The 16,301-nt window shown below is 43.8% G+C and carries 19 protein-coding genes and 1 pseudogene; 17 read left to right on the forward strand and 3 right to left on the reverse strand.

The genetic code is table 11. From position 1 onward, the window contains the following. Positions 1 to 24: 24 nt before the first annotated feature. Together AC0YN0_RS02715 and AC0YN0_RS02720 are read left to right on the forward strand one after the other, a co-directional pair. On the forward strand, positions 25 to 1,002 hold the full coding sequence (locus tag AC0YN0_RS02715) for a phosphotransferase enzyme family protein (protein ID WP_475819876.1): 978 nt from the start codon (positions 25 to 27) through the stop codon (positions 1,000 to 1,002). 21 nt (positions 1,003 to 1,023) lie between these two features. Further along, a complete protein-coding gene (locus tag AC0YN0_RS02720; RefSeq protein WP_475819877.1) occupies positions 1,024 to 1,581 on the forward strand; it encodes a DEAD/DEAH box helicase family protein in 558 nt (185 codons plus the stop codon). A 94-nt stretch (positions 1,582 to 1,675) separates the two neighbouring features. Here AC0YN0_RS02720 and AC0YN0_RS02725 read toward each other — a convergent pair whose 3' ends face one another. Both AC0YN0_RS02725 and AC0YN0_RS02730 read right to left on the reverse strand, forming a co-directional pair. After that, complete coding sequence (locus AC0YN0_RS02725) at positions 1,676 to 2,683, reverse strand: DUF1835 domain-containing protein (protein WP_475819878.1); 1,008 nt, start codon at positions 2,681 to 2,683, stop codon at positions 1,676 to 1,678. A gap of 38 nt (positions 2,684 to 2,721) precedes the next feature. Continuing rightward, the gene (locus AC0YN0_RS02730; RefSeq protein ID WP_475819879.1) at positions 2,722 to 3,903 is read right to left on the reverse strand and encodes a glycosyltransferase family 39 protein; all 1,182 of its coding nucleotides are present in this window, start codon (positions 3,901 to 3,903) and stop codon (positions 2,722 to 2,724) included. A 246-nt stretch (positions 3,904 to 4,149) separates the two neighbouring features. Here AC0YN0_RS02730 and AC0YN0_RS02735 point away from each other — a divergent pair, with 246 nt between their 5' ends. The 9 genes and pseudogenes from AC0YN0_RS02735 to AC0YN0_RS02775 all read left to right on the forward strand — a co-directional run bounded on the left by AC0YN0_RS02735 (position 4,150) and on the right by AC0YN0_RS02775 (position 8,750). Further along, positions 4,150 to 4,560 carry a GNAT family N-acetyltransferase gene (locus tag AC0YN0_RS02735; protein WP_475819880.1) on the forward strand — a complete coding sequence of 137 codons (411 nt, stop codon included), beginning with the start codon at positions 4,150 to 4,152 and terminating at the stop codon, positions 4,558 to 4,560. A gap of 94 nt (positions 4,561 to 4,654) precedes the next feature. Further along, on the forward strand, positions 4,655 to 5,194 hold the full coding sequence (locus AC0YN0_RS02740) for a DinB family protein (RefSeq protein WP_475819881.1): 540 nt from the start codon (positions 4,655 to 4,657) through the stop codon (positions 5,192 to 5,194). A gap of 26 nt (positions 5,195 to 5,220) precedes the next feature. Then, positions 5,221 to 5,724, forward strand: a complete 504-nt coding sequence (locus AC0YN0_RS02745; RefSeq protein ID WP_475819882.1) for a DinB family protein — start codon at positions 5,221 to 5,223, stop codon at positions 5,722 to 5,724. Positions 5,725 to 5,940: 216 nt separating this feature from the next. Further along, positions 5,941 to 6,273, forward strand: coding sequence for a chaperone CsaA (csaA, locus tag AC0YN0_RS02750; protein ID WP_475819883.1), 333 nt, complete (start codon positions 5,941 to 5,943; stop codon positions 6,271 to 6,273). A gap of 9 nt (positions 6,274 to 6,282) precedes the next feature. Next, a pseudogene (locus tag AC0YN0_RS02755) lies at positions 6,283 to 6,444 on the forward strand (RCC1-like domain-containing protein); the annotation flags it as partial. 115 nt (positions 6,445 to 6,559) lie between these two features. Continuing rightward, the gene (locus AC0YN0_RS02760) at positions 6,560 to 6,907 is read left to right on the forward strand and encodes a VOC family protein (RefSeq protein WP_475819884.1); all 348 of its coding nucleotides are present in this window, start codon (positions 6,560 to 6,562) and stop codon (positions 6,905 to 6,907) included. Between the two features lie 94 nt (positions 6,908 to 7,001). After that, complete coding sequence (locus AC0YN0_RS02765; protein ID WP_475819885.1) at positions 7,002 to 7,952, forward strand: phosphotransferase family protein; 951 nt, start codon at positions 7,002 to 7,004, stop codon at positions 7,950 to 7,952. Between the two features lie 115 nt (positions 7,953 to 8,067). After that, positions 8,068 to 8,358: an SDR family NAD(P)-dependent oxidoreductase gene (locus AC0YN0_RS02770; RefSeq protein ID WP_475820881.1), complete on the forward strand. Its 291-nt coding sequence runs from the start codon at positions 8,068 to 8,070 to the stop codon at positions 8,356 to 8,358. 29 nt (positions 8,359 to 8,387) lie between these two features. Next, entirely contained in the window at positions 8,388 to 8,750 is a 363-nt protein-coding gene (locus AC0YN0_RS02775) for a VOC family protein (RefSeq protein WP_475819886.1), read from the forward strand. 96 nt (positions 8,751 to 8,846) lie between these two features. On the opposite strand, the gene AC0YN0_RS02780 is transcribed toward AC0YN0_RS02775, so the two are convergent. After that, entirely contained in the window at positions 8,847 to 9,152 is a 306-nt protein-coding gene (locus tag AC0YN0_RS02780; RefSeq protein ID WP_475819887.1) for a hypothetical protein, read from the reverse strand. A 202-nt stretch (positions 9,153 to 9,354) separates the two neighbouring features. Here AC0YN0_RS02780 and AC0YN0_RS02785 point away from each other — a divergent pair, with 202 nt between their 5' ends. The 6 genes from AC0YN0_RS02785 to AC0YN0_RS02810 all read left to right on the forward strand — a co-directional run bounded on the left by AC0YN0_RS02785 (position 9,355) and on the right by AC0YN0_RS02810 (position 16,294). Further along, positions 9,355 to 9,951, forward strand: a complete 597-nt coding sequence (locus AC0YN0_RS02785) for a DUF2087 domain-containing protein (RefSeq protein ID WP_475819888.1) — start codon at positions 9,355 to 9,357, stop codon at positions 9,949 to 9,951. Next, positions 9,952 to 10,554, forward strand: a complete 603-nt coding sequence (locus AC0YN0_RS02790; RefSeq protein WP_475819889.1) for a histidine phosphatase family protein — start codon at positions 9,952 to 9,954, stop codon at positions 10,552 to 10,554. 568 nt (positions 10,555 to 11,122) lie between these two features. Further along, entirely contained in the window at positions 11,123 to 11,674 is a 552-nt protein-coding gene (locus AC0YN0_RS02795) for a guanylate kinase (RefSeq protein WP_475819890.1), read from the forward strand. A gap of 254 nt (positions 11,675 to 11,928) precedes the next feature. Continuing rightward, on the forward strand, positions 11,929 to 13,428 hold the full coding sequence (locus tag AC0YN0_RS02800) for a malate:quinone oxidoreductase (RefSeq protein ID WP_475819891.1): 1,500 nt from the start codon (positions 11,929 to 11,931) through the stop codon (positions 13,426 to 13,428). A 121-nt stretch (positions 13,429 to 13,549) separates the two neighbouring features. Continuing rightward, positions 13,550 to 15,046 carry a glycoside hydrolase family 32 protein gene (locus tag AC0YN0_RS02805; protein ID WP_475819892.1) on the forward strand — a complete coding sequence of 499 codons (1,497 nt, stop codon included), beginning with the start codon at positions 13,550 to 13,552 and terminating at the stop codon, positions 15,044 to 15,046. A gap of 294 nt (positions 15,047 to 15,340) precedes the next feature. Then, a complete protein-coding gene (locus AC0YN0_RS02810) occupies positions 15,341 to 16,294 on the forward strand; it encodes an ABC transporter permease (protein ID WP_475819893.1) in 954 nt (317 codons plus the stop codon). The last annotated feature ends 7 nt before the right edge of the window (positions 16,295 to 16,301 follow it).

Raw genomic sequence — 16,301 nt, forward strand, 5'->3', positions numbered from 1 at the left:
TTAAATCTGATTAGGGGATCGACCATGGATTATACGAAATGGTACAAGGAAGTTTTAAAGCATTATTATTTTGTTGACCCGATTGTAGAATGGATTCGGCATAATGAAAACATCACTTACAAGGTAAGCGATAGCGGTTCAGCGAATACGTATTTGTTGCGTATTCATAAACCGATTACCACAAACATGCAGGGGGTGCAGAACACAAACGAGGCTATTCAATCGGAATTAGAGATTCTATTGGCGTGGTCGTCTCATTCCCGATTACCCGTTCAAATTCCTGTTCCAAATGTGCATGGCAAGCTGGTTACAACCGTTTGGATTGAAAATGAGGAAGTGCACTGTTCAATCTTAGAATGGATTGATGGGGAAACCATGTCCAAGAACGATTTGGAAAGTGAAGAGAGAGTTAATACCCTTGGGAAAGAAATTGCATTATTGCATCGATTTTCGCAAAGTTATCAACTCGCTTCAAGTTTTACAAGACCCGAATATGGGTTAAAGTGGACAGAAACGATGCTAAGCAAATTGCGATCAGGCGAGGAAATCGGTATTATCTCTACTAGACATTTTCATATTGTTGAAAATACGTTTGCGTTGATTAACGAAAGATTGAAAGTGATGAGCAACAAGAATGAGACTTGGGGAATCATCCACGCCGACATTAACTATAGTAACTTAATCCTTTCTGCAAAGGGCATTTCATTCATTGACTTTGGTTTATCGGGGCTTGGCTATTACGCAATGGACGTCGCTATGGGCGCACTATTGACCAAGAAAGTGATGCGAGATACTCTACTTGCCAGCTACACAAACCTCATTCCCGGAAAAATAGATATCGAGCAACTAGAGGGCTTTATGTTTTTGGCGATAGCTGCATATTACGCTTTTCTGGTAAGTAATAAGGATCAGCATTCGTGGATACGCGATAAAATGCCGGGTTTGATTGAACATTTTTGCAATCCTTTCCTAAACGGCAAAACGGTTTTTTACACGATTTGATTTATAACGGGAGTGTAGCTTATGAAGTTGGTATTATTATTTGGTCCTCAGGCAGTCGGGAAAATGACCGTTGGGCACGAGCTGGAAGAAATAACCGAGTTGAAGCTTTTTCATAATCACATGACCATTGAATTGCTTTGTCCGTTTTTAGGATTTAGTTCTGAAATGTGGGAATTAACGAATTTGTTTCGCCAGAAGATTTTTGAAGCATTCTCGAAAACAGATTCATACGGAATGATATTTACTTATGTATGGTCATTTGATTCGAAAGAAGATTGGGAATATGTAGATAAGGTTTGTGAGATTTTTGAAGGGAATGGCGGAGAAGTATATTTGGTAGAGCTCGAGGCAGATTTGGATGAAAGAATTGAACGAAACAAAACCCCACATAGACTGGAACATAAACCTTCCAAAAGGAATGTCGAGCAATCCGAACAAAGAATGAGAATGGCAACAGCAAACCATAGGTTAAATTCATTTGATGGAGAAATTGCTAGAAAGAACTATATGAAGATCAACAATACCAAGTTAGCCCCAGTAGAGGTAGCCAATAGGATTAAAGAAGAGTTTAGTTTATAAGTATGACTACGTTAAGCGGCAGTCTGTCACTTTATTTTCTGTTCCATGACTGCCGCTTTATCAAGTATGGGTCACGCTGCTTCCACATGTTACCTCAATGTTGGACCAATCCTCCAGCCAAATCATCAAAGCGCCAAGAAATCTCATGTCCGTGGAGATGCATTCCCCCAAACCATTCGTCGATCCCCTGAACGGCAATACGGTCCTTTGATCCGCTCAGTACGTCATTGCCCATCGCAGTCAGAGTGACTTGGCGGTTCAGAAAGTCGGGTATTCTCTTTACATCAATGCCGCTCTCGGCCCCTTCAAGAACGAGCAAAGGATGTTCGCCTTGCATCAAAGCGCGAATGACTTTCCAGTATTCGAGATCGCCCATGCCGAGCACATGAAGGGAATCCGTTACAAGCCGGAACAATTCTAGCGGAGTACTAACTCCGTTATGAACGGCTTGAATCGTGGTCTGTTCCACAATACCAAGCCCATTCCGCTTAGAAGGCAATCGCTTGAGATGCGCTGTGAAGGCATCATAAGCATATGGCAGGCCCGATGCTTCCAGCTCTGCTTTCTTATTCGTCAACAATGTGGACAGTTGAAGAGGGTCAGGTGATGCATATGCTTGCCAAAGCTCGCTGCCGAGCTCCAATTCATGTCTGCCAATAGCTCGCCATTTCCCGGATAATGTCTGAAGCTGTGCCGGGGTTAGCTGTCCCAGACCATAAAACCTTTCGATTCCCGGATATTCTCCAATACAGAGCAGACTCAGCTTTGTGCGGTCGAGGTTCTGTCCTTTGAACCAGTGAAGTAGATAGGCGAGCATACTCTGGTCAAACAGATCGTGTTCAAACCATAATACGACTTCATCATACTTGGTATATTCACGAAGTTTCAGCTCTTGTTCCTCACTGCTCTTTATATAATCGCTGGCCGGAATGTCCATCGTTTCTTGAAGGACACGGGCACGTATTGCCCGTTCATTTGCCCCTGCTGGATTCGTAAATATCGGGCCTGCAGGATATACCTCTCTCCATACAAGCACATCTCCCTGAACAACTCCTTGCTTCAGCTTATCACCAACAACATCTCCGTTAACGATATGCAGCATGTCCAAGCCTCCTTGGTAATAAATACTTGATCAGAGCGTCAAACTGCCCTCTCCTTGGTAACAAGTTGGGGGCTGTTTGACGCTCCCCTATTCTGATATTTTGCAACAGCCCAATCAATAAAGAAGCCTGCGGTTAGAAAGACAAGAAACACATTCGGATAACCATATCGGTTGAAGGCGACGAAAGGGACATAGATCACGGTAAAATAAGCAAATGAAAACAGTATAAATAAATAGGGAATACTCTTTTGTTGGAAGGCTCGCAAAAACATAATCAGCATACCGGTTGCTCCAAGCAGCATGAATACGACATGATAAACAGCAGCGATCCATATATTTATACCAAATATCGTTTTCCAATAATAGGGGGAAGCATACAATCCAATAACTTTATCAATCGTATACCATTTCAAATATTTCAAAGGCTGATTCTTGAAGCCGAAAATGACCATTTTTTGGGCCGTTTCGGCCAAAACGGCATCTGAGCCAACAAAGATATGATCACTGTTGCCCTCATACTCCGGATGAGCGTCGATGAAGGCTTTTGAAGGCGCCCCGTAGTCAATAAGTGCACCTAATAGAATCGGATTGCCTGCCGACTGAGTGAATGGAATGAATTTATCAAACGTGATGTAGTTCCTAACCCACCATGGAGATAGAAGTAGGATCATCGTTAGTGAAACTGCTGCCGTATGCTTCACTATCTTTTTCCAGGATCCCCTCTGCACAAGCCATAAAACGAACCAAACAGCTGGGAAAAGCACCGTATGCGGTTTGAAATAACAAGCTAGTCCAACTATAAAGGCCGCGATAACGTAATGCTTCGTTTGCTGGCTTCTTAAGGCGAGAAGGCTGAAGCAAATAAGCAATAGGATAAGGGTACGGAATATGGACTCCGATAAAATGACGCCGGAAGAAAAATAATCGGGTAAATAAAGTGCGGTTGCGATACTGGAAATAATAGCTGCTCTACTATTAAACAGCTGATTTGCTGCTATAAAAACGAAATAGATTGATAAAGCCTGCAAGGCTGCTTGTAGGACTCGGAATGCGATTATCGCTTCCTCTCCTTGTCCGAAGATAAGCATGAGAACGGCCAGCACGACCGGCATTCCCGGCATGATGTATGTTGACGGCTTCTCGCCGCTGTTATAAGTAATCGTATGCGTATCCAATAAAATCTTAGCGCTATTTATATATTTGACGTCGTCATTATTCATTTTCTCATAAGACCCTATTAGAAAATGATCGCCATAAAACAGAACAGATGCGGTGCTAATCAAGAAAACGAGAATAATGGTAACGAATAATGTATTACGAATAGGACTACTTACATGATTAAGGTTAAACAGAGCTTACACACCTTTCTCTTACAAATTCGACAGGTACAGGATATCCTTTATACTATAATAGAATCATGCTTGGAATGGAAATGGCATCAAATGCGACATATAGGAGGAGTAAAGATGAAGATAGACACAGCAACTGGCTCAGACTATGCATATATACGAGAACGTGACCTTCACATTTCAGAAAGCTTAATACAATCGAAAATAAAGGGAAATGAAATATACATCCTGCGGAATGAAGACGATAACAATATCGGATGGATGAGGTATGGTTATTTTTGGGACAACACCCCTTTTATGAACATGATCTGGGTCGACGAAGCCTATCGAGGCAAGGGTGCAGGTAAGCAAGTTGTCCGTTTCTGGGAAGAGCAAATGAATCAAAAGGGCTTCAAATTGCTAATGACATCGACTCAATCGGATGAAGGAGCCCAACACTTTTATAGAAAATTAGGCTACAAAGATGCAGGATGCTTAGTACTAGATACGCAACCTATGGAAATACTGCTTACTAAGAAGTTAAGCTAGGCTGTTTTTATGAAAGAACACTGACATACAGTTGTCAGGTTTACCGTTGTATGATGAATACATAAGTAAACAGCGAATACCGGAGGTGATTGAAATGAAGGATCATTGTTTGAGATTTTACGACTATCACGTTTGGGCCAATAAAATAATCTTTAATCGATTAAAGGAGCTTCCGCAGCACCTGTACAATCAGGAAATTCAAAGCGTGTTTTCATCGGTGTCGAAGGTCATGGCACATATCTACAAGGTGGATTGCGGTTGGCTTGACATCTTGATGGGTAAAAGTATGAATGACGCGATGAAAGATTCTTATCCAATCGAAGCGGATGCAGAAGCTAGAAGCCTTGAGGAACTGGAAGCCATGTATGACGATTTGTCCGTAAGATTCAGAAAGTGTATTGACGAGCATCCGGATCTTGAGAAGGAGGTTGTCTTGGATAATCCATACGCTGGGATTTTGAATACCAGATATTCAGAATTCATAATCCAAGTAGTGAATCATGGTACGTACCACCGAGGCAATCTGTCGGCTATGCTTCGTCAACTGGGCTCGTCCTCTGTTATGACGGAATACGGACTTTTTATGTACCAGGATGAATTAATTCCAAGTATGTCGCCCGTTCATGCCAATTAGGAAAATTACAAAAGGGAGATGTTAATATGTACAAACACATAGAGGATTTTGCCGCAACTTGGCAGAATGAAACGGCAGCAACATTGCGGACGCTGGAGACGTTAACGGATGAGTCTCTTGGTCAACAGATCACTAGCGACCATCGAACGCTTGGACGTCTTGCTTGGCACATCGTACAAACATTGCACGAAATGCCAACGCGGGCTGGATTGTCTTTCGAAGGCCCAGGTGAAGAAGAGTCGGTGCCAGCGTCGGCAGCCTATATTGCGGCGGCCTATAAGTGGACCTCACAAGCGCTTCTTGATGCTGTACAGACCAGCTGGAAGGATGAGAATCTGCTTGTTATGAGCGAGATGTACGGCGATCAATGGCCGAACGGCTTGGTGCTGGATATCCTCATCAAGCATGAGATTCATCATCGCGGTCAAATGACGGTCTTGATGCGTCAGGCAGGTCTTCGAGTGCCGGATCTCTATGGCCCGACGAAAGAGCAGTGGGCCGAGTTTGGAGCGCCGGCTCCAGTCATATAGATAAGATTAAATCCCGCTTTGGCCGTTTGGCTGAAGCGGGATTTTTAAGCATTGAAAAAAGGTTGATATCGTATCGTTCGGTTTAAACCGTCCATTCCCTTTTACTTTGTAATAGCTCTTTGTACGATTAATAGATAGACCACAATGGCTATCGATACATGCACAACAGACATAAAACGTTACGCTAACAGGATACGATGAGAAGGGGAATGAAGGATGGCAACAATTGATGATTTTATGAAACTCGACATTCGTGTTGGAACTATTACTCATGCGGAGTTTTTTGAGGAAGCAAGAATACCCGCAATTAAACTTCAAATTGATTTTGGGCCCGATATCGGAATTAAATCGTCAAGTGCACAAATAACAAAACGATATAAGTCGGAGGATCTTATAGGGAATCAAATAATAGGTGTAGTTAACTTTCCAGTTCGACGCATAGCGGGTTTCAAATCAGAAGTATTAGTAATTGGCGGAATACCGGAAAAGGGGGATGTGGTTTTATTGAAACCAGATAGTGCCTTGCCTAATGGAACTCCTATTGGATAATTTAGTAAAATCATTTCACCGATTGAAGAGGCGTTTAAGGTGAAACGCAGGCCTAAAGATACAATAGCGGCGGGTCGTCGTCATTCCGTTGGTCTTAAATCGGACGGAACGGTGATGGCTGTAGGTGATAATAAATTTGGCCAATGCGATATAAGCGGCTGTAATGGAATCCAACTGCCGATGAGCTGACCGTCAGCGGTATAGTTGAAAAAGGAACTTAAATTTAAATCTCGAATATCTAGTGTATTCGAATAACTAATTTGATGACAGACAGGAGTTGGAGATAATGATAAAAGGTTTCGGAGGAATATTTTGGAGAACTAGCAATCTTGAAGGCACAAAAAAATGGTACAGCGAAGTGTTGAAAATTGAAATAGATAATTGGAATGGGACTGTGATAAAACCCGAAATAGGAAATGAGACTATCTTTTCTTTCTTTACAGAGAAAGACAGTTATTTTCCGACAGAACAACAAGTGATGTTAAATTTCCAAGTACATAATCTGGACGAGGTTATTAAGCATCTTGAACAAATTGGCGTACCTCTCGCAAAGAAACAAGAGATTAGTGAATTTGGAAAGTTTATTTGGATTGAAGATCTTGACGGTCGACTGGTCGAGCTTTGGGAGAAATAATGAGATGTTATTCGTTTGCTATTGAGATAGAGCAGATCACAACGATGGTCTGCTTTTTCATAATCTGCACCTCGTTTGAAGGAGGAAGAAAGATATGATTATTGATTCTATCGTTCAACGAGCGGAACGAATTGCATGCGATTTTCTTAAAGAACGAGCGAAAACATCATATCAGATCATGGATAAAGGCATTGTAAATCAGGTTTGCGTAGTTGAGACAGTGAGCTGTAAAGTCGTTGTCCGCATGAACGATATAGGAACATATTCAAGCTATGTGAAAGAGCTATGGTGTATCGAACAGTCTGCTGCGGTTGGCATTCCAGGACCTGAGGTGCTGTCTATTGGTATAACAGACGACACTGCGTATATGATTCAAACCTTCGTAGATGGAGACAACGGGCTCGACAGTTCGGTTCCCAAATCTAGTATTTGGAGACAGCTTGGCGAATATGCCAAACGTATTCATTCCATTCAGGTCAAGGGATACGGAGAAAATATGATTGATCCCGTCCGTGGTGTGTTTCAATCACCTCCTCATGCGGGGTCGGACGGCAGTTGGCTAGGGTATGTGCAGTATAATATCAATAGTTTGACGGAAGATGATCCATTAATCGAATTGGGTGTAATCTCCCCTATGGAATCGCAGAGAGTGCGTAAACTTTTCGAGAATATGAAGGAAAGGACGTATCGCTTCGGTTTAATCCATGGAGATATCTCATTGAAGAATACGATCGTCACTCAGGCAGGACAAGTGATATTAATAGATTGGGGCTCCGCAGAAGTAAGCACGGTACCGCATGGAGAAATTACCTATCTGATGCAGCGCTATATACAAAGTGAAGGCCCAAATAATGAGGAATTCAAAGCATTTATAGACGGTTACGGTATAAGTGAAAGGGACCTTGATGACTCTAGACAAATACTGCTATTAAGAGCTTTCGATAAGCTCAGATGGGCCATTGATCGAAGTCCGGACCTGATCGAACCCTATGCTGCGTACGCGAAAAAAGCGGTTAAGTTGATCAAAATGGTTAAACGTTTGTAACGGATAGAATCAGCAGTTGCCCTTGCAGTTGTTGTAGATTGCTTCCGCTTCACGCAAGCATTCTATCGCAGGCCTGCCCCTGAGCCTGCAAGCAATGATGTATTGAGTTTCTGTAATCCGGCATAAAGGATCGGGTTCAGCAAAGCAAGAGGCAGCTGGCATGAGCGCGTACTGTGCCTCGAAAGCTGCATTAAATATGTTCACATCTTGTATACAACTGGAAGGCCATCGTTCATTAACGACCTACACCGTGGATCCAGGTATGGTAGACACCGATATGCAGGCAGAGGCAAGGAACGAAGAGGGATTTCCCCTATCGGCATTTTTTAGGGAAGCTAAAGAACAAGGTTCATTAAAGTCTGCCGCGGATGCTGCGAAAAAAATAGTTAAAAGGGTCTTATCATAAATTGTTAATTCCTAGAACGGAGGGAAATCATGAGAGCAAATAAGCTTCGACCGTTTATTCCATCAGGCAAAGATTATATCCTTGCACAGCATTTTTTTGAAGATCTTGGTTTTGAGAAAATCTACTCCGACGACGGATTATGTATCTTTCGAATAGGGGAACAGGAATTTTTTCTGCAAAACTTCCATAATCAAGAGTTCCAAGAGAATTACATGTTAGAACTGGTCGTTGAGGATTTAGATGGTTGGTGGTCACACATCCAAACGGTTATTTTAACGAAGAAGTATCCGGTAAAAGCAAAGGAACCCACAATGTATCCTTGGGGGAAACGAGAGATCAACCTTATAGATCCCGCTGGCGTTTGCTGGCATATTTCAGAAGAAGTTAAATAGGTTATTGGATGCCAGTTCATAATGCTTTCAAACGAAAGGACACCTTATCGGTGTCCTTTCATGTTTGTGTTCAGCATAACATTCCCATTCATTACATTACGGCCCTGGATTCAATTGGTAAGTGAAGGAAGTGGTTACGCCTGATTGGGATACGGGGTCTACTGCATCATAAGAGATGATTGTTTTTGGCGTTTCTCCTAGATCATTAAGTATTCGCACCCGAGTGGGGGATTTGAAACCAGCTGATCTTAACAACGCTCTCATTTGCAGAACTCTTTTGTTTGTGCCCGTTTGTGTGTCGCCGATGATCGTTACAAACTTCTTTCTGAATTGCTCGTCGCTTGCCAATTTCGCGGATAATTTGGCAATTTGAATTAATGCACATTTAACTGATCTGGCCATAGGATCACTCCTTAAAATAATATAGGACATCTTATGAACCAGTGAGAGAGTGTGCTTGTACTAATGACGCGTTGACCTCTAATTTTGATAGATTTGTTAACTGATGTGGTTGACAAATCCTTCTTATTTCATTATCATCTAATTTAACATTTAACTAATTAGATGATCGTTAAATTTGTATTTAGGACAGGTGGTCAATTTAATGCAGTTAGACAAGGTAGTTAATTATCATAAAGCTCTTGCAGATCCTACAAGAATAAAAATTTTAATACTGCTGGCTGATGGAGAGCTTAATGGACAAATTTTGGCGGAAAAGTTAAGCGTAACGCCAGCAACGATTACACATCATGCTGCGAAATTGCGCGAAGCTAGCTTAATTAATGAACGACGGGATAAAAATACAATTTATTTTTCATTAAATCATTATTTCATCAAGAATAGCGCCAGTGCTACGGAAAACCTGATTTACCGAAGTGACAAAGGAGGTTTGACAAGTATGGAAGACGAACATAAACGAATAAAAGAATCCGTTATAAAAAACTTTTTTACAAACGAAGGGAAATTGAAAAATATTCCCGTTCAACTTAAGAAGAAGCTTATTGTATTGGAACTAATGGTTTCTAAATTGGAAATGGGACGACCGTATAGCGAGAAAGAAATCAACGAATTTATAGAAACATTCCATAGTGATTTTGCAACGATAAGAAGAGAATTTATTATGCATCAATTCATGTATAGGGAGAACCAAGTTTATGAGCTAAACCCGCAAGAAATGTGGGCGAAGTGGGATGGCTTGTAAATGAGCGTGACTTTCTTTCTTGTAAGGTATGCAATAAAAGAAAAAGCGATTGGAGATGTCTCAATTACTCCCAAAGGCATATTGCAAGCGCAATCGACTGCTCGTCTTTTTTGCAACTTACCGATAACAACTATAATTACGAGTCCACTCCGCAGGGCAAAAGAAACAGCAGCTTATATTGCAGCACAAACGAATTCATCTATTTCAGAGGACATCCGACTGCGGGAGCGTGCTAACTGGGGAGATTTACCAAAACAAACATTTGATGAATTTGTCGAGATGTGGGAGCGATGCACACGTGATCCCGACTATGTACCACCCGTAGGTGATTCTGCGAAGCAGTCAGGTGAACGTCTCTCTTCCTTATTATTAGAATTGGCCAAAAAATACCCGTCGGGAAGCAACATCGTAATGGTTACTCACGGAGGATTAATTACTGATTTTTTGGTTCATACATTTTCCGAGAACGAACTAAATGTTTGGCATCCTAATTTTGTGGAAGTACAAAGCAATCTGATTCCTGAGTGCTCGATAACAAAGCTGATTTATAATAGTGAAATATATAAATTAGATAATTTTGCATCAGTAGAACATTTACAATAGAGAAAAAGGACCTCAGTTGTTGAGGTCCTTCGTGTTAAATCGGGATACTCGGGCTGTCGAATAACTGTGACTAAACAAAGGTTGTACGATATATCGTATAAACCAACCTTACGGATAGATCAAATTAAGGTTTTTGATCGAAACATCGTACAAAATCATCGGCTGCGCGGATGGATTAATTACTTTTGTATGATAAATCGTATAAGTTGTGACAATGTACATCTTGTTTAACTGGTCTTGTGTGAAACAGCATATAAATTGATATCATATCTAGTTAGTAGCTGGAACTATTGGATCATCCATGGAAAAGCACATTTTAATAGTTGGAGTCGGGAATAAGAGTCGTCTTGCAAAGATTAATATTGAAGAAGTACTTGTTAACAGCAATAATAAGCCTATAGTTGTGAAAATTCGGATCCACAATCGCAATTAAACAAAGTAATAATGGAACAGCTTCAGATCGGGATACGATTTATGGCATTACAATTAATCATGACGAAGAGATACAACAGGTTATTATTAAGTATCGATATTTTGGAATCTCATATGAAAAGGTTGTTCAAACATTATGAATCTATCATTAGTAGTTCTTCAGGGGCCAAGCGCTTCTGGCAAAAGCACCATTCAGTCCATGCTGGGACTTCCGCGCATTGTAACCTGGACATCTCGATCGCCACGCGCCGGCGAGGTGGACGGAGTCGATTACTTTTTCAAAACAGAAGCAGAAATGCAAAAGCTTTACGAGCAAGGTCAAATGATCGAAATGACCAAGTACCATGAAAACCTATACGGTACACCGACGCAGTTAATTGAAGAAATCATCCGGAATTCGGAACGCAGATCGGTTATTTTGGATGAAGCGGGCGCGAAAAGAATCAAACAGCTGTACAGCGACAAGGTGCTTCTAATAGGCGTGAAAGCGGAACGTCATGAATGTGCCCGCCGACTTGAAGCTCGCGGCCATAGCGCCACGGAGGTTAACGAGCGTCTCGGTTCATTCGAGAAGGAAATCAGCGCATTGTCCCATTGCGACCTTGTGTTGAACAATACGGATGGAAATAAGAACAAGATAGACCATATCGCGGGTTGGCTTATGGATTCGTTCGCAAGGAAACACTGAGCTCACGAGCCGCATAGGATAATAAAGGATGGCATCCTTAAATTGGCTAGCCAAAATAGCCGAAAAAAAGGTTCATGGAAATGTACGATTATTTAAATCTATAACTATTAGTGATACACTATAATAGATTAATAATTGTAGATTCAGAAAAGATGTGTGACTAGGTCGCGTCCTGGCTTGCTCGCTTATTGTGCTGCGCTTAAGCAGGTTCGCTACATCCTTTCTGTAAATTTTAGGATATAAGGATGGTAAAAATGAGCAACGGAGAAACGAAAACAGACGTCATCTTAATTGGCGCCGGAATCATGAGTGCGACTTTAGGGACACTTCTGAAAGAACTAGTGCCGGAATGGAATATTAAAGTGTTCGAGAAGCTCGAGAGCGCGGGTGAGGAAAGTTCCAACGAATGGAATAATGCAGGTACGGGGCACGCGGCGCTGTGCGAGCTTAACTACACGTCCGAGAAGCCGGACGGTTCTGTAGATATTAGCAAGGCTATCAACATTAATGAGCAGTTTCAGCTTTCCATGCAGTTCTGGTCTTATCTCGTCAATAGGAAGCTGATCAGCAATCCGCAGGACTTCATTATGCCTTTGCCTCATATGAGTATGGTGCTGGGTGAGAAGAATGTTGCTTTTCTAAAAAAACGTTATGAAGCGATGACCAAAAATCCTCTGTTTAAGGGTATGGAGTTTTCCGATGACCCTAAGAAATTGATGGAATGGATCCCGCTTATTATAAAAGATCGTTCATCGAATGAACCTATAGCGGCGACCAAAATCGACACGGGTACGGATGTCAATTTTGGCGCTTTGACGCGCATGTTGTTCAATCACTTGAAAAGCAAAAACGTTGAGATTAAATACAATCATAGCGTTTCTAATATGAAGCGTGCCGCTGACGGCTCGTGGAAACTGAAAGTTCGCAACAGCAATGGCAACGTTGAGAACCATGCTGCTAAGTTCGTCTTTATCGGTGGCGGTGGAGGAAGCCTGCATTTGCTGCAAAAATCCGGCATCCCTGAAGGAAAACATATTGGCGGTTTCCCAGTCAGCGGTATATTTATGGTGTGCAAAAATCCAGAGGTTGTTGCACAACATCATGCGAAGGTTTATGGCAAAGCGAAGGTGGGAGCTCCTCCAATGTCCGTCCCGCATCTGGACACCCGGTTTATCGACAACAAAAAATCGTTGCTGTTCGGACCGTTTGCCGGCTTCTCGCCTAAGTTCCTGAAGACGGGTTCCATGTTCGACCTAGTGACTTCCGTCAAACCGGATAATCTGGTCACCATGCTCGCAGCAGGCGCCAAAAACATGTCTTTGACCAAATACTTGATCGAACAAGTGATGTTGTCGAAAGAAAAGCGCATGGAAGAGCTGCGCGAGTTTATCCCTAACGCGAGAATCGAGGATTGGGATTTGGTCGTAGCCGGTCAGCGTGTACAAGTGATTAAGGATACGGAAGCTGGCGGCAAAGGCACGCTTCAATTCGGTACCGAGGTTATTACTGCCGGTGATGGTTCGGTTGCTGCGTTGCTTGGCGCTTCGCCGGGTGCTTCGACTGCCGTACATGTCATGCTCGAGGTCATTAACAAATGTTTCCCGCAGCATAAAAAAGAATGGGAACCTAAGATCAAGGAAATGATTCCTTCTTACGGCCAGTCGCTGTTGAAAAATCCGGAGCTTCTGAAAGAGGTTCATACTTCTACCGCAAAAGCGCTTGGACTAAGCGAGAAAGAACTAGCTTATAATTAAAAGATCATTTCATAACATTGCAGCGGCAGTTCGGACATCATTATTTTGTCCTAGACTGCCGCTGTTTATTTATAAAATGCTGGTGTCCGAACAATCGATGGAGAAGGATAGGTGACCATTTTTGGAGCATCCCGTTAGCAGGCATAACGAGCATCAGTTTTTTATTAATAAGGCTGGAGAGGTACTGAAGGAGAACGTCAAAGCGATGGACACGGCGTATCGTCTTCATTACCATATGATGCCTCCCGCAGGTTGGATGAACGACCCGAACGGTTTGATTTATTTTAAAGGCGAGTACCATTTGTTCTATCAGCATGACCCTTATCAGGCTAAGCAAGGACCGATGCATTGGGGACATGCGCGCAGCAAGGATCTTGTTCACTGGGAGCATCTTCCGGTAGCGCTTGCTCCGTCTGAACAATATGACAAGGGCGGAGACAATGGCCAAGGCTGTTGGTCGGGCAGCTCCATTGACGATAACGGCATACTGAAGCTTATCTACACCGGGCATGTGGATGGCAAAACGCCGGAAGAGGTGCAATGTCTAGCCGGGAGCGAAGATGGCATATCGTTCCATAAGCATCCTTCTAATCCGATTATCGGCGATTCGCCGGATGTTCAGCGCTTCGGGTTCCGCGATCCTAAGGTATGGAAGCGTGGCGATAAATGGTATATGGTCGTCGGCTATGGAAAGGACGGCCTCGGCAAAGCTCTTATGTACACATCTGCTGATTTACTGAGCTGGCAATACGAAGGCGCTGCGGTAGAGAGCGACGGAAAGATGGGCGATATGTGGGAATGTCCGGATCTGTTCCCGTTAGGCGGGGAAGACAACCACGTGCTGCTTATTTCGCCGATGAATATCGCTCTGGTCAAAAACTTGTATTTGTCGGGACGGTTCGATTACGAGAATTGCCGGTTCGAGAAAGATTACGCTGAGCAGATCGATTATGGTTTCGATTTCTATGCACCGCAAACGCTGATTGACGGGCAAGGACGCAGAATCATGATCGCATGGATGAACATATGGGGAGCGACAATGCCTGAACAGGAACATGGCTGGTACGGCTCGATGACGCTGCCTCGCGAACTGACGCTAGCGGAGGACGGTAAAGTACGTAGCCAGCCCGTTCCGGAGCTGGAGTCGCTCCGTAGCAATCATGCAGCCGAGTCAGCCGTTGTTCTGGAGGATGGCGCATTTGTCGAGGTTAATGGTGTGAGCGGCGATTCGATTGAGCTTGCTGTCGTATGGGATACTGCGCAATCAGATGCAGCCGAATTCGGGCTGCGTATCCGATGCTCGGAAGACAGCTTGTCTTATACGGAAATCCGTTATGTGCCTCGGGAGCAAAAGCTGTTCATGGACCGCGAGTTAGGTGGGGCCGGAGACGGCGGCGTAAGCGCCGCACCGCTTGCCCTAATGGAAGACGGTCGCGTGCGGCTTCGCTTGTTCATCGACCGCTCCTCGGTCGAATTGTTCGCGAATGACGGCCGCATGGCGATGACGAATCGCTTGTATCCGAATCCGGCAGACGCAGGCATCCGTTTCTTCGCCCGTGGAGGAACAGCCGTTATCGAGACGCTAGACGCTTGGAAGCTTGCATCAATATGGGAATAAGTAGGAAGGAAGCGGTTGAACGTCCATCGGGCGCTCAACCGCTTTTTTTTGGCATTCGCAATGTCCGCCATGCAGCCATAGTACGAAACACGTTCACACAGGTACGAATCCTGTTCGCTAGAAGGCAACAGGAAACGTCAATCTTGAAACCGCTACCACTCCCGTACTAAAGCGCCTAGCCTATACACTATTAGCAGGGAAACACAAGAAGAAGCTCTCAAGTTCAGCGGGTAGTAAGCGCTTACTCCAAATGGACAGGGCAGCGGATTGTCACACTTAAGTAGGAGGGATTGCATGAAGACGGCTATCCGAAGGCAGAGCTCGCTCGCGCGAAGCAGCGGCAGCTTCATCTCCGACCGGTTCCGGTTATTTCTGTTCGCGCTGCCGTTTCTGTTGCTCATACTCGTATTCAGCTATTTTCCATTGTACGGCTGGCTCTACGCTTTCTATAACTACCGACCGGGCTTTTCGATATTCGATACCCAGTTCGTCGGTCTGCAATGGTTCAGATCGATCATCTCCAATCCGACGCAAACGCAGGAAGTTCTTCGTGTCATGCGTAATACGCTGGCGATGAGCGGACTCGGCATCATTACGTCGGTATGTCCGGTGCTGTTCGCGATTTTCCTAACGGAGATCAAGACGACCTGGTACAAGAAGACGGTGCAAATCTTTACAACCTTGCCGAACTTCATTAGCTGGGTGCTCGTGTATGCGATCGCGTTCATGATGTTCTCCGTCGATAACGGCATCATCAACAAGTTCATGATGGCCATCGGCTTGCAGGAAGCGCCGGTTAATTATTTGGCCTCCTCGGAATGGATTTGGCTGAAAATGACGTTTTGGGCGCTTTGGAAAGGGCTAGGCTGGGGCGCAATCATGTACATAGCGGCGATCGCTTCGATCGATCAGGAGCTGTACGACGCGGCGAAGGTCGATGGTGCGGGACGCTTCCGCATGATCTGGCATATTACGGTGCCTGGCATTATGCCGACCTACTTCGTCTTGCTGCTGCTCTCGATCGCGAATCTTATTAATAACGGGATGGAGCAATACTTCGTGTTCCAGAACGCGCTTAATCGGGACACCATCGAGGTGCTCGACTTGTACGTGTACAATACGGGGCTGCTCGGCTTTAACTTCTCGTTCGCGACTGCGGTTAGCATGCTGAAGTCGATTATTAGCATCATTTTATTATTCGTAGCCAATCGCCTGTCCAAAATGGTACGCGGAGAGTCGATCATCTAACCGGAGA

The sequence above is a fragment of the Paenibacillus sp. J22P218 genome (genome assembly GCF_056269195.1).